The sequence below is a fragment of the Pseudomonas sp. GW822-FHT07A10 genome, assembly GCF_058798795.1.
In genome coordinates, this window is the sequence record NZ_JBXAKV010000011.1 from 162,469 (window position 1) to 177,141 (window position 14,673).

Sequence of the window (14,673 nt, forward strand, 5' to 3'; positions counted from 1 at the left end):
CGCCAGCGCGCTGCCGATCATGCATTTGATCAGCAGCGGCGGCTTTTATGGCGCTGAGCGGATGTTGCTGGACCATTGCCTGGCGACGCCGGGGCACCACCAGGTGCTGTTTCTGGATGCGCCGCCGGCGCTGATCGACCGGTTCCGCGAGGCCGGGATCGACTGCCGCGCTTTCGCGGGACTGGGGCAATTGCTGGGTCATTTACGTTATCGGCGGGCTGAACATCCGCTGATCAATACGCACAATTTCAAGGGTCTGGTGTTTGGCTGGGTCGGCGCGACATTGTTTGACTTGCCGTTGGTGATTACCCAGCACGGTTTCACCCCGCGCAGTCGCAAGCAACGCTTCTACGGCTGGCTGAGCCTGCAACTGTGCCGCACCGCGTCGGTGAATCGGGTGGTCTGCGTGGCCGAAAGCATCGCGGCGCTGCACCGCAAGGCCAGTGTTCGGAAGGAGAAGCTGCAAGTGATTCCCAATGGTCTGCCAACCGCCAACGGCTTGCTGCCCCACAACGCCAGACACCCGCGCTGGCTGGCGGGCTTCGTCGGTCGGCTGACCCATGAAAAAGGCCCGGACCTGTTTCTCGATGCACTGATTGCGCTGTGTCAGCAACATCCGCAACTGGACGCGGTGATGCTCGGCGATGGCCCGGAACGGGAAACCCTGCTGGCGCGAATTGCCGCCGCCGGCTTGCACAACCGCATCACCCTGCCGGGTTACCAGACCGACATGAACCGCTGGTGGCCGCAACTCGATGCGCTGGTGATCAGCTCGCGCACCGAGGGCACGCCGATGATTTTGCTCGAAGCAATGCAGGCCGGAGTGCCAGTGGTGGCATTCAGCGTCGGCGGAATTCCCGATGTGCTGGAGGATCGGCACAACGGTCTGCTGGCGCCCCCCACCGACAGCGTCGCCCTCGCCCGGCAGCTCGACACGCTGCTGAGTGAGCCGGTACTGGCTCGCGAACTGATCGACAACGCAAAACGTACGCAACAGGACCGTTACGACCTGAAGGCCTTGGCCGAACGCTGGTCGCAGCTTTATATCCGTACTGCACGGGAGGCACGCGCGTGATCTTTCCGCTCTCGATCGTCAGTCTGCTCGCCCTGGTCTGCCTCGGTTTGCTGGCCAGTCCTTACCCCTATCTGGCGCCCGGCGCGGTGCTCGGCATGGTCGCTGTCGGTGTGCTCTACCGAAAACCCGCCTGGGGGTTATTGGGCATCGCGGCGCTGGTGCCATTCGAAGGTTTCTTCAAGGGCAACGCGCTGTCAGGCACCAAATTCATCGGTGCGTCACTGGCACTGGTCCTGATGTTGCAACTGGCCATTCACCAGATTCCGTCCGAGCGCCTGCGCAGCAACATCTGGCGCTTCCTGGTCGGCTTCGTGGTGTTGTACCTGTTGAGCATGATCAATACCGACAACATGGACATGTCCCAGAGTCATCTGCGGGACATGAGCGTCGGCCTGGTGCTGTTTGTAATCACCTTGCTGATTGGCCGTGAGTTGAACCTCGATCTGTTCGCCCGGCTGGTAACCCTTAGCGTCAGCGCGACCAGCGCGCTGGCCATGTTCTCCACCAAGTATCAGGACCAGGGCCGCGCCGCCGGGCTGCTGGAAGACGCGAACTCGTTTGCCCTGTTGATCGCCTTCGCCGTGCCGCTGGCCCTGCTACTGGTGATCCGCGGTCCGAACCTGTTGCACCGATTGTTCTGGGGCGGCTGCTGCATTTTACTGCTGGGCGGCATGACCAAAACCGATTCCCGTTCCGGGCTGGTGGTGCTGTTCCTGAGCTTGATGATCGGCGCCTGGCACTACCGCGCGCAGTTGCCACGCATCCGGCCGCGCCACTTGGGTTTTGCCATACTCGGCCTTGCGCTCGTGATCCCGGTGGGGATTTATTCGATGCCGGCCGGTTACCTCAAGCGCATCCAATCCTTGAGCGTCTTGAAAGAAGGCGCCAAAAGCCAGGACGAATCCCTCGGCCGCCGCACGTCATACCTTGTGGTCGGCAGCCAGATCATTCGTGAGCACCCGTTACTCGGTTCCGGCCCCGGCACCTTCCCGCTGCACTACGCCACCTCCGGTTACGCCAAGGTGTTTTCCGCCAACCGCAAACCCGGCGACTTGTACCGTCGCGCTCACAACACCTACATGGAAATCTTCAGTGAACTGGGGATTCCCGCCGGGCTGTTGTTCGTCGGCATGCTGGGCCTTGGGATGTACAACCTGGTCCGCGCCCGTCAAGCCTGGATGCTGCGACGAGATTGGGAACAGGCCGACCTGATCACCCACCTGGGCATCAGTTATCTGTCGTTGACACTGTTTTTGATGTTCCTCAGCGCACCGAATCACAAGTACCTGTGGATCATGCTCGCCCTGACCTGGGTGTTGCGCCTCAAGGCTGAGGAACGTCCGCCGACGGAGGCCAGGGCATGAACCGCATCAGCATTGCCATCCCGATGTACAACGAGGCCAGACACATCGGCCGCACCTTGCTTGCCGCGAAAAAAGCCGCGCAGGCTGCCGGGATGGAATGCGAGCTGATTGTGGTCGATAACGGCTCCAACGATCAGGGCCCGCACATCGCTCGCCAGCTCGGGGCGCAGGTGCTGGTGCTGCCCGGGCTGCTGATCGGCGCCCTGCGCAATCGCGGGGCGGCGATGGCGACAGGCGAATGGCTGGGCTTCATCGATGCCGATATCGAGATGCCCGAGGACTGGCTCACGCTGTTGTTGAGCATCCAACACGCGGTTCAGGTCGACGTCCTGGGACTGGACCTGCACACCCCGGCCGAAGCCCCGTGGTATGCCAATGCCTGGCAACGCCGCACGTTGCGCCCGAACGATGAAACGGTGAAAGCAGTGCGATGGCTGCCCAGTTCCAACCTGTTGATGCGTCGTCCATGGTTCGACAAGGTCGGCGGCTTCAACGAAAACCTGCGCACCGGCGAAGACAAAGATTTCACCATGCGCCTTTCCCACTCTGGCGCACGCCTGCTGGCCGTCAACCAGAGCGTTGCCCTGCATTGGGGTTACGAGAGCAGTTGGCGCGAATGGATGGGCAAGGAGTTCTGGCGTCAGGGCAGTCACCTGCAATTACTGCGCAGCCACGGCTTGAATCTGCGTTTACTGCGATTCCCTATGCTATCGATCATCGCCTGGGTGTTGGATTTCATGGCGCTATCCGCCCTGCTCAACGGTTCCCCCCTACTGGCGCTATTCATGCTGTTCGTCACCAGCCTGCCAGCGCTCGCCCAAAGTCTGCGCCAGAGCCTGTTACACCGCGACCTGCGCCTGATGCTGCAACTCTGGGGCCTGCATTGGGTGCGTCTGCACCTGGCGGGTGCCGCGTTCATCCTGAGCCTTTGTCGCTGGAATGCCAGGAGACCCGCCCGTGGCTGAATTCATTTTCTGGTGGTGCCTGTTATTGCCGGTGTACGCCTGGTTCGGCTACCCGCTGCTGCTGACGCTGCTCGCGCCGTTATTTCCCGCACGGCGTCATGGGCCGGCACAGCCGATGAACGTGAGCATCGTCATCGCCGCGCACAACGAGGCCCAGTACATCGAAGAAAAGTTGCGCATCCTGCTCGCCCAGGATTATCAGGCGCGCTCGCTACAGATCATTCTGGCCAGCGACGGCTCCACCGACGACACCGTGGCCTGCGCCCGCAAGGTCATCGACCCGCGCATCAGCGTGCTCGACCTGCCCCGTCAGGGCAAGGCAGCCACCTTGAATGCCGCCGTTGCCCTGAGCACGGGCGAGATTCTGGTGTTCACCGATGCCGACAACCAATGGTCGACCGACACCCTCGGGCAATTGCTCGCGCCTCTGGCCGATCCACAGGTCGGGGCCTGCGCCGGGCACATGTTGATCCCGGTGGCGGGCCAGGGCCTGAGCCTGGGCGATAGCCTTTATCGGCACTACGAAGGTTGGCTGCGTATGGTGGAAAATCGTACCGGCTGCATGGTCTCCGCCGACGGCGCCCTGCTCGCCCTGCGTCGCGAGTTGTTCCAGAACGTGCCGTCGGAGGTCAACGATGATTTCTTTATCAGTACCTGCGCGCCGGTGGCGCACAAACGCATTGTCTATGTGCCCACAGCCCGGGTGATCGATCAGGGCGTCGATGAGATCGACAAACAATGGCGCCGTCGTCTGCGCGTCACCGTCGGCGGCCTGCAGAGCCTGGCCCAGCGCCGGGAACTGTTGAATCCCTGGCGCCATGGCTTGTATGCGATTGCGCTGATCAGCCACAAACTGATTCGACGCTTGGCACCGATCCTGTTGCTGCCGTTGTTGCTGAGTAACTTCTGGCTGTGGAATGTCCATGGCTTCTATCGCCTGAGCCTGATCGCGCAGCTGCTCGGTTATGCGGTGGCCATCGCCGGCCTGCTGGATGTGCAACACCGTTTGCCCAAACCCTTTCGCCTCGCCGGCTTCTTTCTGGTGACCCTTGCCGGAATGAGTATCGGTCTGTGGCAGTTCCTGCGTGGACAGCGGTACGCGCAGTGGAACCCCGAGCAAAATCGTTGACAGGACCGCGCCATGGCGATCAGACAATTATTAAAACGCACCAGTGGCTGGCTCTATCTCAACTCGCCGGTAGGCCGTCACCAACTGCACGGTGCCGGGGTGATCCTGATGCTGCACCGGGTGCTGCCCAATGACCGCGCCGCCGACTTGCCCCATCGCAATGAACTGTGCGTCGGGCCGAAAGGCTTTGCTCACCTGCTGCTCTGGTTGAAAAAACACTTCGATTGCGTACCGCTGATGGAAATTCTGCAACCCGGCACCGCCATGTCGGAGCGACCCAAAGTCGCACTGACCTTCGACGATGGCTGGCGCGACAACGCGCTGAATGCCTTCCCGTTGCTGAAAAGGTATCAGGTGCCGGCGAGCATTTTTCTCTCCACCGACTTCATCGGCAGCCGGCAACGCTTCTGGTGGGAAAGCCTGGGGGAAACCCTGTGGCACAGCCACGGTGAAAAAGCCCGGACACACTTGATTGAATGCCTGCAACAGATCGGGCGACCGTTACCGGTAATGCTCGATGACCTGGATGTGCAGCGCCGTAGCCTGGCGCTTTTGCATTTTTTGCAAAACCTGAAAAGCCTGCCACCGAGTGAACTGAGCCGGCTCACCGACCAATGCCCTGAAGAATCGTTGCCCCAAGCCTTGGACTGGCATCAAGTGCGCGCGCTGGAAGCCAGCGGGTTGATCCGCTTCGGCCCTCACGGCGCCAGCCACACGATCTTCACCGACCTTGACGATCAACACCTGGATGAAGAACTGAGCCGCAGCCGCAATGCACTGTTGAATGGCTGCAACCGGCCGCTGCCAGTCTACTGCTACCCCAATGGCAACCATGATGCGCGGGTGCGCGAACACGTGGCCGACCACGACTTCCCGTTTGCCCTGGGCACCGCCAGCGGGATTTACCGTGGTATCGGCGATCCACTGGCCTTGCCGCGAATCGGCATCAGCCAGCGCACGGCGCGCGATCCGGAACTGCTGTCGTGGCGTATCTACCGCGGAGCCCGGCCATGAGTCGCAGCCACTACCTCAAACACCTGGCCCTGAGCATGGGCACCAAACTGGCGATGATCGGCCTGCGCCTGCTGCGTAACGTGTTGCTGGCGCGGATTCTGGGACCCAGCGAGCGCGGCCTGTTTGCGCTGCTCAGCACCCTGCCCGATTTGATCAGCGCCGCCACCAGCGGCGGGCTGAATTCGGCGGTGGGTTATCAGGCGGCCAAGCAACGGCCCATGGGTTTGCTGCTGAGTCAGGTGCTGGTATTCGGTTGCCTGCTGGCAGGTTTGCTGACGTTGCTGGTGGTGGCGCTGACCCGCGAGTTCGGCAGCGAACTCGACATCACCACGCAATTAGGATTGCTCGCCTGGCTGTTGCTGCTGGCGGTGCCGCTGACCGTGCTCAAGAGCGGCCTGCTGACCTTGCACAACGCGTCGGGCGGTGTGGTGGCGTTCAATGCCTTGCGGCTGGTCGAATCGCTGGCGCCACTGCTGCTGTTTATCGCCTTGTTCTGGATGTGGAAAGACGCCGCGCTGGAAGCGGCGCTGATCAGTTGGCTAGCCGGCATCAGCCTGGTGGTGCTGGCCGGCTGGGTCTGGCTCAACCGTGCGCAACCCTTGACGTTGCAATGGGACCGCGCCAGCCAGAAAGAACTGTTGCGCTACAGCGCCCGTAGCCATCCCGATTTGTTGTTCCAGCAAGTCATTCTGCGCTCCGATTACCTGTTCATCGGTGCCTTGCTCGGCAGTACGGCATTGGGTCATTACGCCATGGCCAGCGCTGCCGCCGAGTTGCTGCTGATCGTCCCGGAAGCGGTGACCACACCCCTGATGAAACGCCTGCTGCAACAGGACGAAGGCATGGAACGCCTGACGCCGTTGGCCTTGCGCCTGACCGCCACGGTGATGCTCGGTGCCTGCCTGACCATGGCCGTGATCGGAGAATGGCTGATCGTCACCCTGTTCGGCATCGCTTATCAACCGGCCTACCCAGCCTTGCTGGCGCTGCTGCCGGGGCTGCTCGGTCTTTGCTATGCGAGCATCCTGCGCCTGGACTTGCTGGGCAAAAATCGCCCCGGCACGGTTTCGCTGCTGGTGGGCCTCGGCGCGCTGCTGAACCTGGCCCTTAACCTGTTGCTGATCCCGATGTATGGCATCGTCGGCGCCGCGGCGGCATCGTCCATCGCCTACCTGGCGGTGACCGTCGCGCTGTTGGTGATGTACTGCCGGTTGAGCGGCGTACCCTTCTGGCAAACCCTGATCATCCTGCCCAGTGATGTGGCACCGATGCTTCAGATACTGCAACGGAAATCAGCATGAAACCCCTGGTGCTGCTGTTGAGCCTGGGCCTTGGTTTGAGCGCTCAGGCAGCGCCCATGCGCTGGACCGACATTCGCGACGGCAGCCTGTATCTGCAAGCGGATCGCCCCGACACGTTGACCATCCAGTGGGTCCCTGCGTGGCAGGCCGATGCCAACGAAGAACACCTGTACCTGCTCGACGGCAACGGCAACCTGAAGGGTGATCGCCTGATCGCCGCCAGTGAATCACGCGGCAAGCAGAGCTGGCCGCTGGCGCCAGGTGCCGCCAGTTATCGACTGGAAATTCCGGGCTACAGTTTCCGCCGCTACACCGTCGAACACGACGAACGCACCGTGGCGCTGTTCGCCCCGGCCAAGGTGCATTTCAGCGCCGAAACCCGTGGCGGCGATGAGCTGTATTTCAAAGTCGCACCGGGGGAACACGCCGTGCTGGCCGGCAAGTTTCACGGTGGCGTCAGCGCTCTGCTGGCCCAGCGTGTGGGCGATAACAAACAAGTGACGCTGGCGCTGAAACCCTATCGCGCCTATTGGCAATTCGATCAGCTCGAACTGCCCGTCACCCAGGACGAACAAGTCTGGCGCCTGCGCCTGCAAGGCAGCGGCAAGGTCGCGTTCTGGCTCGATGGCACGGCGAACCTGTTCGCCCAGAACCCGCAGCAACTCAAGCCGCTGCGCGAGGACGCTGGCCAGACCCGGCTGACCCTGCATAAAGAGACGCTCGGCCCGACCCCGAACCTGGGCATTTATTTGCCCTACGTGCTGCCGCCTCAATCCAGTTTCGCGGCGCTCGATGCCCTCAAGCCTCAGGCTGGCTCCTACTACAGTTTCGTCGACGTCACGGCGGAAAATCCACACCACGAAGACGCGTTCCGCCAGCTCTATCAGAACCGCTTCGGCATCACGCAGGACATCACGCTGTTGGCCGGCAGCCAGCGTCAGGCCGATCTGCGCGCCGACACCACGAGCAACGCCGGCCTCGACGCCTGGCTCACCGCTACCCGCGCCCTCGGTGGCGGCGGCACTCACTACATCGCGTTCGCCGACGAGCCCAATCTCAACTACTCGAGCTACGCCAACTACCAGGCGATCTTCAACAGCATGGCTCGGCAAGTGCGCAGCGATCCGGCCAACGCCAAGGCTGGCATTCGCATTGCCATGCCCGCCAGTTCGCGTTTCGTCAACGGCCCGTTCACCGACGATGCTGCCGACAAGCGCGGTATCGACTGGGCACGGCGCCTGCTGGCCGAGTCCGGCGAGCAGATCGACGCCCTCGCCTGGCATGAATGGATGGTTCGCGACCTGCTGGCGACCCGGGTCTACCGCGACAGCGTGCGCCGCGCCGCCGAGCTGGTGGGCCTCGATGCCAAGGGCCGGCCACGCAAGGCCTTACTGCTGGACCAGACCAACCTGTCCAGCGGCTCAAGTCTGAGCCCCTACGATCAGGAAACCCATTTCGCTTCGCTGTGGTGGGCCTCGGTGGTCATCAACTCGGCGCAGGACGGCTTGCTGGACATGCTCAACTGGTTCCAGGCCGCCGACGAACCGAACTACCCCAAAGGCATGGTGCGGGTGCTGGGTGGCGATCGTTTCGAGCTCAAACCGGTGGGCCTGGCCCAACAATTCATCCGGCAGCACTGGCTGAAAAACGTCATGCGCCTGGACAACGACGCCTTCGAAGTCGACGTGCTGGCGATGGCCACCGAACACCAACGCAGCCTGCTGGGCGTCAATAAGGGCGCGCGCCTGCAGCGTGTCGATCTGGCCGGGGCGACCTGCCCGCTGACCAAGGGAGCGCTGGTGTATTTTGGTGCCGACAGCCGCAGTCGCGAAGGCAAATTCAACTGTCAGGACGGTCGCGTCAGCTTCGACCTGCCAGGGCAAACCCTGTTCGCCCTGAGCTGGAGCGCCTCATGAACGTCCATGAGTTATGCGGCGGTCTGAACCTATGATGGCTCGATTCGAATGGCGCACGTCGTTGTGCGCTCCGGACTTTCCAACAGCCGCCTATGAGGGGTTGCGCTGGCGCGTGACGGACCATACACCGTTCAACACCCTCGCCTGGCTGCGCGCATCGGAACAGGCACTGGTTGCCGGGGAGCGCTTGCACGTTCTGCTCGGCTGGCACGGCGATGAATTGGCCTTGTGCCTGCCGTTGGTGGTGTCCGTGGAGCACTTTGGCGGGCTACCGTTTCGAGTCCTGCATCACCTCGGTTACCCCCTCACCGATCGCCTGGCCCTGCTCAGTTGCCTCGATGCCGAGAGCATGCGCAAGGCGCTGGTGATCATCCGCCGTCGCGTGCCCCATGCGATGCTGCAACTCAATGAATTGTGCGAACCCATCGGCGAAGAAAGTGCGCTGACCACCTGGATGGCCCACAGCTCGACCGGCGAGCGCCGCCTCAGTTGTCGGGTGCCGGTGCACCTGATCAGCGAAGCCGACCATCAGGAAGTGTCCGGCGACCCCCGCTACAAACTGCGCCGTGCACGTAAACGCATCGCGGCTTGCGGTGCCGAGATCCGACGGATAACCCCCGACGCCGCCACCATCAGGCCACTGTTGCGGACCCTCGGCAAAGTCGAAGCGCTGAGCTGGAAAGGCCTTCAAGGCGTGGGGATTTTCACCAATGACCGCTACCGGCAATGGATCGAGCAGGCTTTCACCGCCCTTGCCGAACTGGGACTGGTGCGGGTGGTGGTGCTGGAACTGGACGGGCGTTGCATCAGCTACCGCATCGGCTTGCTGGAACAGGGTCGGTTGTACGACTACAACCTGGCGTTCCTGCCGCAACACGCAGACCTGGGCAGCGGTCGTGTGCTGCTTGAAGAGTGGATCCGCTGGGGGCTGGACGACAACTGGCACTGGGTCGACGCCTCGCGGATCAGCCTGGAAAACTCCAGCCATCAACTCCTGGAGCGCATGACCGGGCAACTGGAGCACTGGCGCTGGAGTTTCTACTCCTGGCGCCCCAGCGGACTCGCCCTCGGGCTGGCCCTGCGACTCTGGCACCACATCAAACCCGGGTTAAAAAAGTGGAAGGCCAGGCGTGCAGCAACGCTGGTTGCTCCTACGCTTACACCTATACAGGCACCCATTATCGCCAAAGACGCTGCACCCACCGAACAAGAAAGAGAGGGCAGCCATGCCTCGCCAAGTCATAGTCAACGCTGACGATTTCGGCCTCAGCCCGAGCGAAAACGCGGTGATCCTGGGTGCCTTCCACGCTGGAGTCATCAGCTCCGCAACCGCCATGGCCAACATGCCGGCCTTCGAAGCGGCCTGCGTCCTGGCCCGACAGCCAATGCTCAAGGGGCGGATCGGGCTGCACTTCAACCTCACGTATGGCCGACCGTTGAGCCCGTCGATTCTGGCGCGTTCGACGTTCTGCGACAGCCAGGGTGAGTTCGACCTCAGCCTGCCACGTCACTGTCTCTGGCTCAACCGCCTGGATCGCGACGCGGTGCTGGAAGAGCTCGAAGCCCAATGGCAACGTTGCCTGGACAACGGCCTGCACCCCAGCCACCTCGATTCCCATCAGCACGTGCACAACATCTGGCCCATCGGTGAAATCGTCGCGCGGTTTGCCGCCCGCCAAGGGGTGCCCGTGCGACTGGCGCGCGACCTGGGCAGTAATTTGAGCGTGCCCAAGCGAATGTTCAAGACGTTGCTCAACCATCGCTTGAACAGCCTGTCCGGAGCGACCGCCCAGAACGTATGCACCCCGGTCGACCTGCGCACTGTGGCGATGCCAATCGACGGCTTGCTGGAAATCGTCGTCCATCCGATCCATATCGGCGCCGATTTTGGCGATGCCTATCTGGACCCGGGCGAGTCGCTGAGCCATGTGCTGGAGCAGCGTCTTGCGGGTGTTCCGAGAGTGTCCTATGCCGTGGTGCCGAGGGCATCCAAAGAGGAGCCGCAATACCCGACCGAACTGCACCCGTTGAAATCCTGATTTTTCGCCATCGAAAACGTTACCCACCACACCCAGGCTTCAGCCTCGGAGGACTTCATGAGCGCCATCGACAAGATTCGCGAACGCATCAAACAAAAAGGCCTGCTCCACACGCTCCAGTCACTCTGGAAGCGCTACGTGTATTTCCATAGGGAGCTGCTGTGGCTGGGGCGCGACCTGGTGACCCCGGTGGCGCCGCAAAATCTGCGGCCCTATTCGGGCCTGCGCCTGGTGATCATCACCCCGGAAAACGCCATCGCGTTCACCAAGTATTACGGCAACCGCGTCAAGGCCATGGCCGAAATCGCCGCCGAGGGTCACACCGGGCACATGTACGTGAACGAGGAAGGTGATGCCATCGGATTCATCTGGGGCAGTGCCAGGGACTACTTCGACCGGCACTATTACGGCTGCTGGTTCCGGATCAACCCCGGTGAGTTTTTCGAGTTCGGCGGTGAAATGATTCCTGCCTACTTCGGCACCAGCCTGTCGATGGACGCCCAGTTCAAACTCTGGGATGCGATGCGGGCCAAAGGCTGCAACAAGATCGTCGACGTCTGCGACACCCGCAACATTCAGGCGATGAAAATGCACATCCGCATGGACTACCAGGAGCAAGGGCGCATCACCCACGTCTACGACCTGTTCGGCCGCTGGCGCTTCTTCCGCGAAACCTACTACACCGGCTCGCGGCTGACGGCACTGCGCAAACCGGAACAACGGCCGGTGACGGCGGCGCAGGCGTGATTGGCGGGCAGGCGGGCAGGCGGGAGCGATGGTTGTTGCTTGACTGCGGACCGTGTCGACGCCATCGCAGGCAAGTCCGCGATGGCGTCAGTCAGTGCAACTCATTCCTCAGGTCTGACACTCAGCGCTTCACCGCCACCAACGTGTAACACAACGGCAACTGCGCCTTTTGCTGCTGATACTGATCGTAGAGTTCTTCGCGGTTGGAATGCGGGTACTCCTTGAAGTGGCTGATCTGCAACCCCGCCTCGACGGCACCGGTGAAGATCGCGCCCAGGGTGTGGACGAACCAGTAGGACGCCGAGGCCTGCTGTTCGACTTTGCCTTCGTAGACGATCGGTTGGTCCTGGACGAAAGGCTCACTGCGAAAATACGAGCTGTCCGGGCGATAGGGATCGGCTGACTCGGGGTCGAACATTTCCAGGAACGGGTGGGTTTCGTAAATCACCAGGCTGCCGCCGGGCTTGAGGGTTTGCGCGACATGGCGCAAGAACTCGCCGATGTCCGGCATCCAGTTCAATACGCCGATGGTGATCAGCGCCACGTCGAAGCGTTGGTGCAGTTCAGTCGGCAGGTGATGGATATCAGCTTCGATGAATTCGGGCTGATGAGGCGAACGGGATGCCAGCTCCCGGGCCTGATCGAGAAAGGCCCCGGACTGGTCGACGCCCACCACGCTGCGGGCACCCAGCGCAAACAGCGAAAGACTTTCCCGGCCATTGTTGCAGCCCAGTTGCACCACATCCTTGCCGTCGACACCGACCTGTTGGAGCAACCCGGTGAGGGTGTCATCCAGGCAGGAAAAATCGCCATGGCTCACCGCTCTCAAACGGGCCCGCCATTCGGGGGTGTCTTTGTGGTGTTGGGCGGAGTCATTCCATGCATCGCGATTGCTGGCGATGGCTTTTTCCTTTGTCGGCATTTCCATTGCACGCTCCAGATTCCGGGCCTTTGATTGACCGGCACGAGTCTAGATCAGCGTCAGGAAAAACCACATCAGGGGTTTGTTGCGATCTTGTAATCAACGATGGCGTGCACCCTCCTATTGGTTCAACCGCTCACGCAAGAACTCGATCAACGCCTGCACCGGTCGCGAGGCCTGACGGTGCTGCGGGTAGACCGCCGATAAGGTCAGCGGCTCGGGGCGGAAATCATCCAGCACCGGCACCAGCCGACCGTCCTCCAGGGCCGAATCGACGATGAAGGTCGGCAAGTACGTGATGCCCATGCCGGCGATGGCCGCGTCCTTGAGCAGTTCACCGTTGTTGACCCGCATCCGCCCGGTGACATTGACGGTCAGCGGTTTGCCCCGCCCTTCGAACCGCCATTGCACCTGGCGGCCATGGCCGTACGGCAGGCAATCGTGGCTGTGCAACTCCTCGGGTTCAACCGGCGTGCCACGTTCGGCCAGATACGCCGGGCTGGCGCAGTACACCCGCTCGATGACGGCGATGCGCCGGGCGATCAGTGTCGAGTCTTCCAGCACGCCGATGCGCAAAGCCAAATCGTATCCCTCACCGAGCAAGTCCACCGGACGATCACTCAGGTCGACCTCGACGGTGACGTCGCGATAACGCTGCAAAAATACTGGCAGCAAACAGCCCAAATGCGCCACGGCAAACGACAACGGTGCACTCAGGCGAATGGTCCCGCGAGGCTCGATGGTCTGGCCGGCGATGCCCTGCTCCACTTGCTCGACTTCACTGAGCAGGCGCAGGGCCGATTCGTAATAACTCTGCCCCAGCGGGGTGACGTCCAGCCGTCGGGTGGAGCGATTGAGCAGGCGCACACCGAGGCGCTCTTCGAGTTGCATCAGCCGACGGCTGACGAACTGCTTGGACAGGCCCAACTGATCGGCCGCCGCCGTGAAGCTGCCGGAGTCCATGACCTGGCAAAAAATACGCATGTCTTCGAACGGATTCATTGTCACTCTCTGGTTGACAGTTAATCGCTTTATAGCCGCTTTTTCACTTTCCGGCATCTCATTAATCTGTGCTCACGGTGTTGCTGAGGCCTGAACCCCAGCGCCACAGCAGCCCGATCCCAAGGCATAAAAACTCAAACGATTTAAAAAGGATTTGCACATGAACATCAAGAAAACCCTCGCCACTTCCGTTCTCGCCCTGTCCATCGGCAACGCATTCGCCGCCGGCAGCCCCGGTGTAGAACACAACACCCAGGCCTTCCTCGATGCCCTCGCCGCCGGCGGTGGCAAACCGCTGGAACAACTGAGCCCAAAAGACGCCCGCGCGGTGCTGACCGGTGCCCAGGCTTCGGTGAAGGTTGATCTGTCGGGTGTTGAAGTCAGCGACAAGGCGATCAAGGTCGACGGCCAGACCATCAACCTGAAAGTGGTGCGTCCGGCCAAGGTCAAGGGCGAGTTGCCGGTGTTCATGTTCTTCCACGGTGGCGGCTGGGTATTGGGCGACTTCCCGACTCACCAGCGCCTGATCCGTGACTTGGTGGTGGGCTCCGGCGCAGTCGCGGTATACGTCGACTACACGCCGTCGCCCGAAGCGCAATACCCGACCGCCATCAACCAGGCCTACACCGCGACCAAATGGGTGGCCGAGCATGGCAAAGAGATCGGTGTCGATGGCAAGCGACTGGCGGTGGCCGGCAACAGCGTCGGCGGCAACATGGCGGCGGTCGTGGCGCTGATGGCCAAGGAACAGAAAACCCCTGCCCTGCGCTTCCAGTTGTTGATGTGGCCGGTGACCAACGCGCAGTTCGACGACGGCTCGTACCAGCAATTCGCCGAGGGGCACTTCCTCACCAAAGGGATGATGCAGTGGTTCTGGGACAACTACACCACCAACCCGGCCGAGCGTGCGCAGATTCATGCCTCGCCGCTGAATGCCAGCGCCGAACAACTCAAGGGCCTGCCTGCCGCACTGGTGCAGACCGCCGAATTCGACGTGCTGCGTGACGAAGGCGAAGGCTACGCCCGCCACCTCGATGCGGCCGGTGTGCCGGTGACCTCGGTGCGCTACAACGGGATGATTCATGACTTTGGCCTGCTCAATCCGCTGAATCAGATTCCGGAAGTCAAAGCGGCGGTACGTCAGGCCGCGGCTGAGCTCAAGACGCATCTGAACTAAGCCCAACCTCTCGCCACACCTC

At 61.9% G+C, this 14,673-nt stretch carries 13 protein-coding genes; 11 read left to right on the forward strand and 2 right to left on the reverse strand.

The genetic code is table 11. From position 1 onward, the window contains the following. Window positions 1–19: 19 nt before the first annotated feature. Genes AC1RL4_RS19515 through AC1RL4_RS19560 form a run of 10 tightly spaced genes read left to right on the forward strand, consistent with a single transcriptional unit; the run spans window position 20 to window position 11,550 of the window. Window positions 20–1,075, forward strand: coding sequence for a glycosyltransferase family 4 protein (locus AC1RL4_RS19515; RefSeq protein WP_050565216.1), 1,056 nt, complete (start codon window positions 20–22; stop codon window positions 1,073–1,075). Next, window positions 1,072–2,439, forward strand: coding sequence for an O-antigen ligase family protein (locus AC1RL4_RS19520; protein WP_230175499.1), 1,368 nt, complete (start codon window positions 1,072–1,074; stop codon window positions 2,437–2,439). The genes AC1RL4_RS19515 and AC1RL4_RS19520 overlap by 4 nt, the downstream gene beginning before the upstream one ends. Then, window positions 2,436–3,404 carry a glycosyltransferase family 2 protein gene (locus AC1RL4_RS19525; protein ID WP_019580128.1) on the forward strand — a complete coding sequence of 323 codons (969 nt, stop codon included), beginning with the start codon at window positions 2,436–2,438 and terminating at the stop codon, window positions 3,402–3,404. Before AC1RL4_RS19520 ends, AC1RL4_RS19525 begins: the two co-directional genes overlap by 4 nt. Beyond that, window positions 3,397–4,533, forward strand: a complete 1,137-nt coding sequence (locus AC1RL4_RS19530; RefSeq protein WP_028941302.1) for a glycosyltransferase — start codon at window positions 3,397–3,399, stop codon at window positions 4,531–4,533. Before AC1RL4_RS19525 ends, AC1RL4_RS19530 begins: the two co-directional genes overlap by 8 nt. A gap of 12 nt (window positions 4,534–4,545) precedes the next feature. Then, complete coding sequence (locus AC1RL4_RS19535; RefSeq protein ID WP_019580126.1) at window positions 4,546–5,547, forward strand: polysaccharide deacetylase family protein; 1,002 nt, start codon at window positions 4,546–4,548, stop codon at window positions 5,545–5,547. After that, entirely contained in the window at window positions 5,544–6,848 is a 1,305-nt protein-coding gene (locus tag AC1RL4_RS19540) for an oligosaccharide flippase family protein (protein ID WP_019580125.1), read from the forward strand. Before AC1RL4_RS19535 ends, AC1RL4_RS19540 begins: the two co-directional genes overlap by 4 nt. Continuing rightward, on the forward strand, window positions 6,845–8,764 hold the full coding sequence (locus AC1RL4_RS19545) for a hypothetical protein (RefSeq protein WP_230175500.1): 1,920 nt from the start codon (window positions 6,845–6,847) through the stop codon (window positions 8,762–8,764). Before AC1RL4_RS19540 ends, AC1RL4_RS19545 begins: the two co-directional genes overlap by 4 nt. A 31-nt stretch (window positions 8,765–8,795) precedes the next feature. Further along, window positions 8,796–10,019 (forward strand): GNAT family N-acetyltransferase, encoded by a 1,224-nt coding sequence (locus AC1RL4_RS19550; RefSeq protein ID WP_230175501.1) that lies wholly within the window; start codon window positions 8,796–8,798, stop codon window positions 10,017–10,019. Next, window positions 9,991–10,803, forward strand: coding sequence for a ChbG/HpnK family deacetylase (locus tag AC1RL4_RS19555; RefSeq protein WP_230175502.1), 813 nt, complete (start codon window positions 9,991–9,993; stop codon window positions 10,801–10,803). Before AC1RL4_RS19550 ends, AC1RL4_RS19555 begins: the two co-directional genes overlap by 29 nt. A 57-nt stretch (window positions 10,804–10,860) precedes the next feature. Continuing rightward, window positions 10,861–11,550 (forward strand): hypothetical protein, encoded by a 690-nt coding sequence (locus tag AC1RL4_RS19560; RefSeq protein ID WP_019580121.1) that lies wholly within the window; start codon window positions 10,861–10,863, stop codon window positions 11,548–11,550. A 121-nt stretch (window positions 11,551–11,671) separates the two neighbouring features. Here AC1RL4_RS19560 and AC1RL4_RS19565 read toward each other — a convergent pair whose 3' ends face one another. After that, the gene (locus AC1RL4_RS19565; protein ID WP_230175503.1) at window positions 11,672–12,478 is read right to left on the reverse strand and encodes a class I SAM-dependent methyltransferase; all 807 of its coding nucleotides are present in this window, start codon (window positions 12,476–12,478) and stop codon (window positions 11,672–11,674) included. A 114-nt stretch (window positions 12,479–12,592) separates the two neighbouring features. After that, entirely contained in the window at window positions 12,593–13,474 is an 882-nt protein-coding gene (locus AC1RL4_RS19570) for a LysR family transcriptional regulator (RefSeq protein ID WP_204124069.1), read from the reverse strand. A 160-nt stretch (window positions 13,475–13,634) separates the two neighbouring features. On the opposite strand from AC1RL4_RS19570, the gene AC1RL4_RS19575 reads away from it, so the two are divergent. Next, complete coding sequence (locus AC1RL4_RS19575; RefSeq protein ID WP_230175504.1) at window positions 13,635–14,651, forward strand: alpha/beta hydrolase; 1,017 nt, start codon at window positions 13,635–13,637, stop codon at window positions 14,649–14,651. Window positions 14,652–14,673 lie beyond the last annotated feature (22 nt).

Bases quoted from the DNA above. Each gene is read 5' to 3' on its own strand.
- AC1RL4_RS19515 (WP_050565216.1), top strand. From the start codon at position 20: ATGCATTTGATCAGCAGCGGCGGCTTTTATGGCGCTGAGCGGATGTTG.
- AC1RL4_RS19525 (WP_019580128.1), top strand. From the start codon at position 2,436: ATGAACCGCATCAGCATTGCCATCCCGATGTACAACGAGGCCAGACAC.
- AC1RL4_RS19535 (WP_019580126.1), top strand. From the start codon at position 4,546: ATGGCGATCAGACAATTATTAAAACGCACCAGTGGCTGGCTCTATCTC.
- AC1RL4_RS19540 (WP_019580125.1), top strand. From the start codon at position 5,544: ATGAGTCGCAGCCACTACCTCAAACACCTGGCCCTGAGCATGGGCACC.
- AC1RL4_RS19545 (WP_230175500.1), top strand. From the start codon at position 6,845: ATGAAACCCCTGGTGCTGCTGTTGAGCCTGGGCCTTGGTTTGAGCGCT.
- AC1RL4_RS19550 (WP_230175501.1), top strand. From the start codon at position 8,796: ATGATGGCTCGATTCGAATGGCGCACGTCGTTGTGCGCTCCGGACTTT.
- AC1RL4_RS19555 (WP_230175502.1), top strand. From the start codon at position 9,991: ATGCCTCGCCAAGTCATAGTCAACGCTGACGATTTCGGCCTCAGCCCG.
- AC1RL4_RS19560 (WP_019580121.1), top strand. From the start codon at position 10,861: ATGAGCGCCATCGACAAGATTCGCGAACGCATCAAACAAAAAGGCCTG.
- AC1RL4_RS19565 (WP_230175503.1), bottom strand. From the start codon at position 12,478: ATGGAAATGCCGACAAAGGAAAAAGCCATCGCCAGCAATCGCGATGCA.
- AC1RL4_RS19570 (WP_204124069.1), bottom strand. From the start codon at position 13,474: ATGAATCCGTTCGAAGACATGCGTATTTTTTGCCAGGTCATGGACTCC.
- AC1RL4_RS19575 (WP_230175504.1), top strand. From the start codon at position 13,635: ATGAACATCAAGAAAACCCTCGCCACTTCCGTTCTCGCCCTGTCCATC.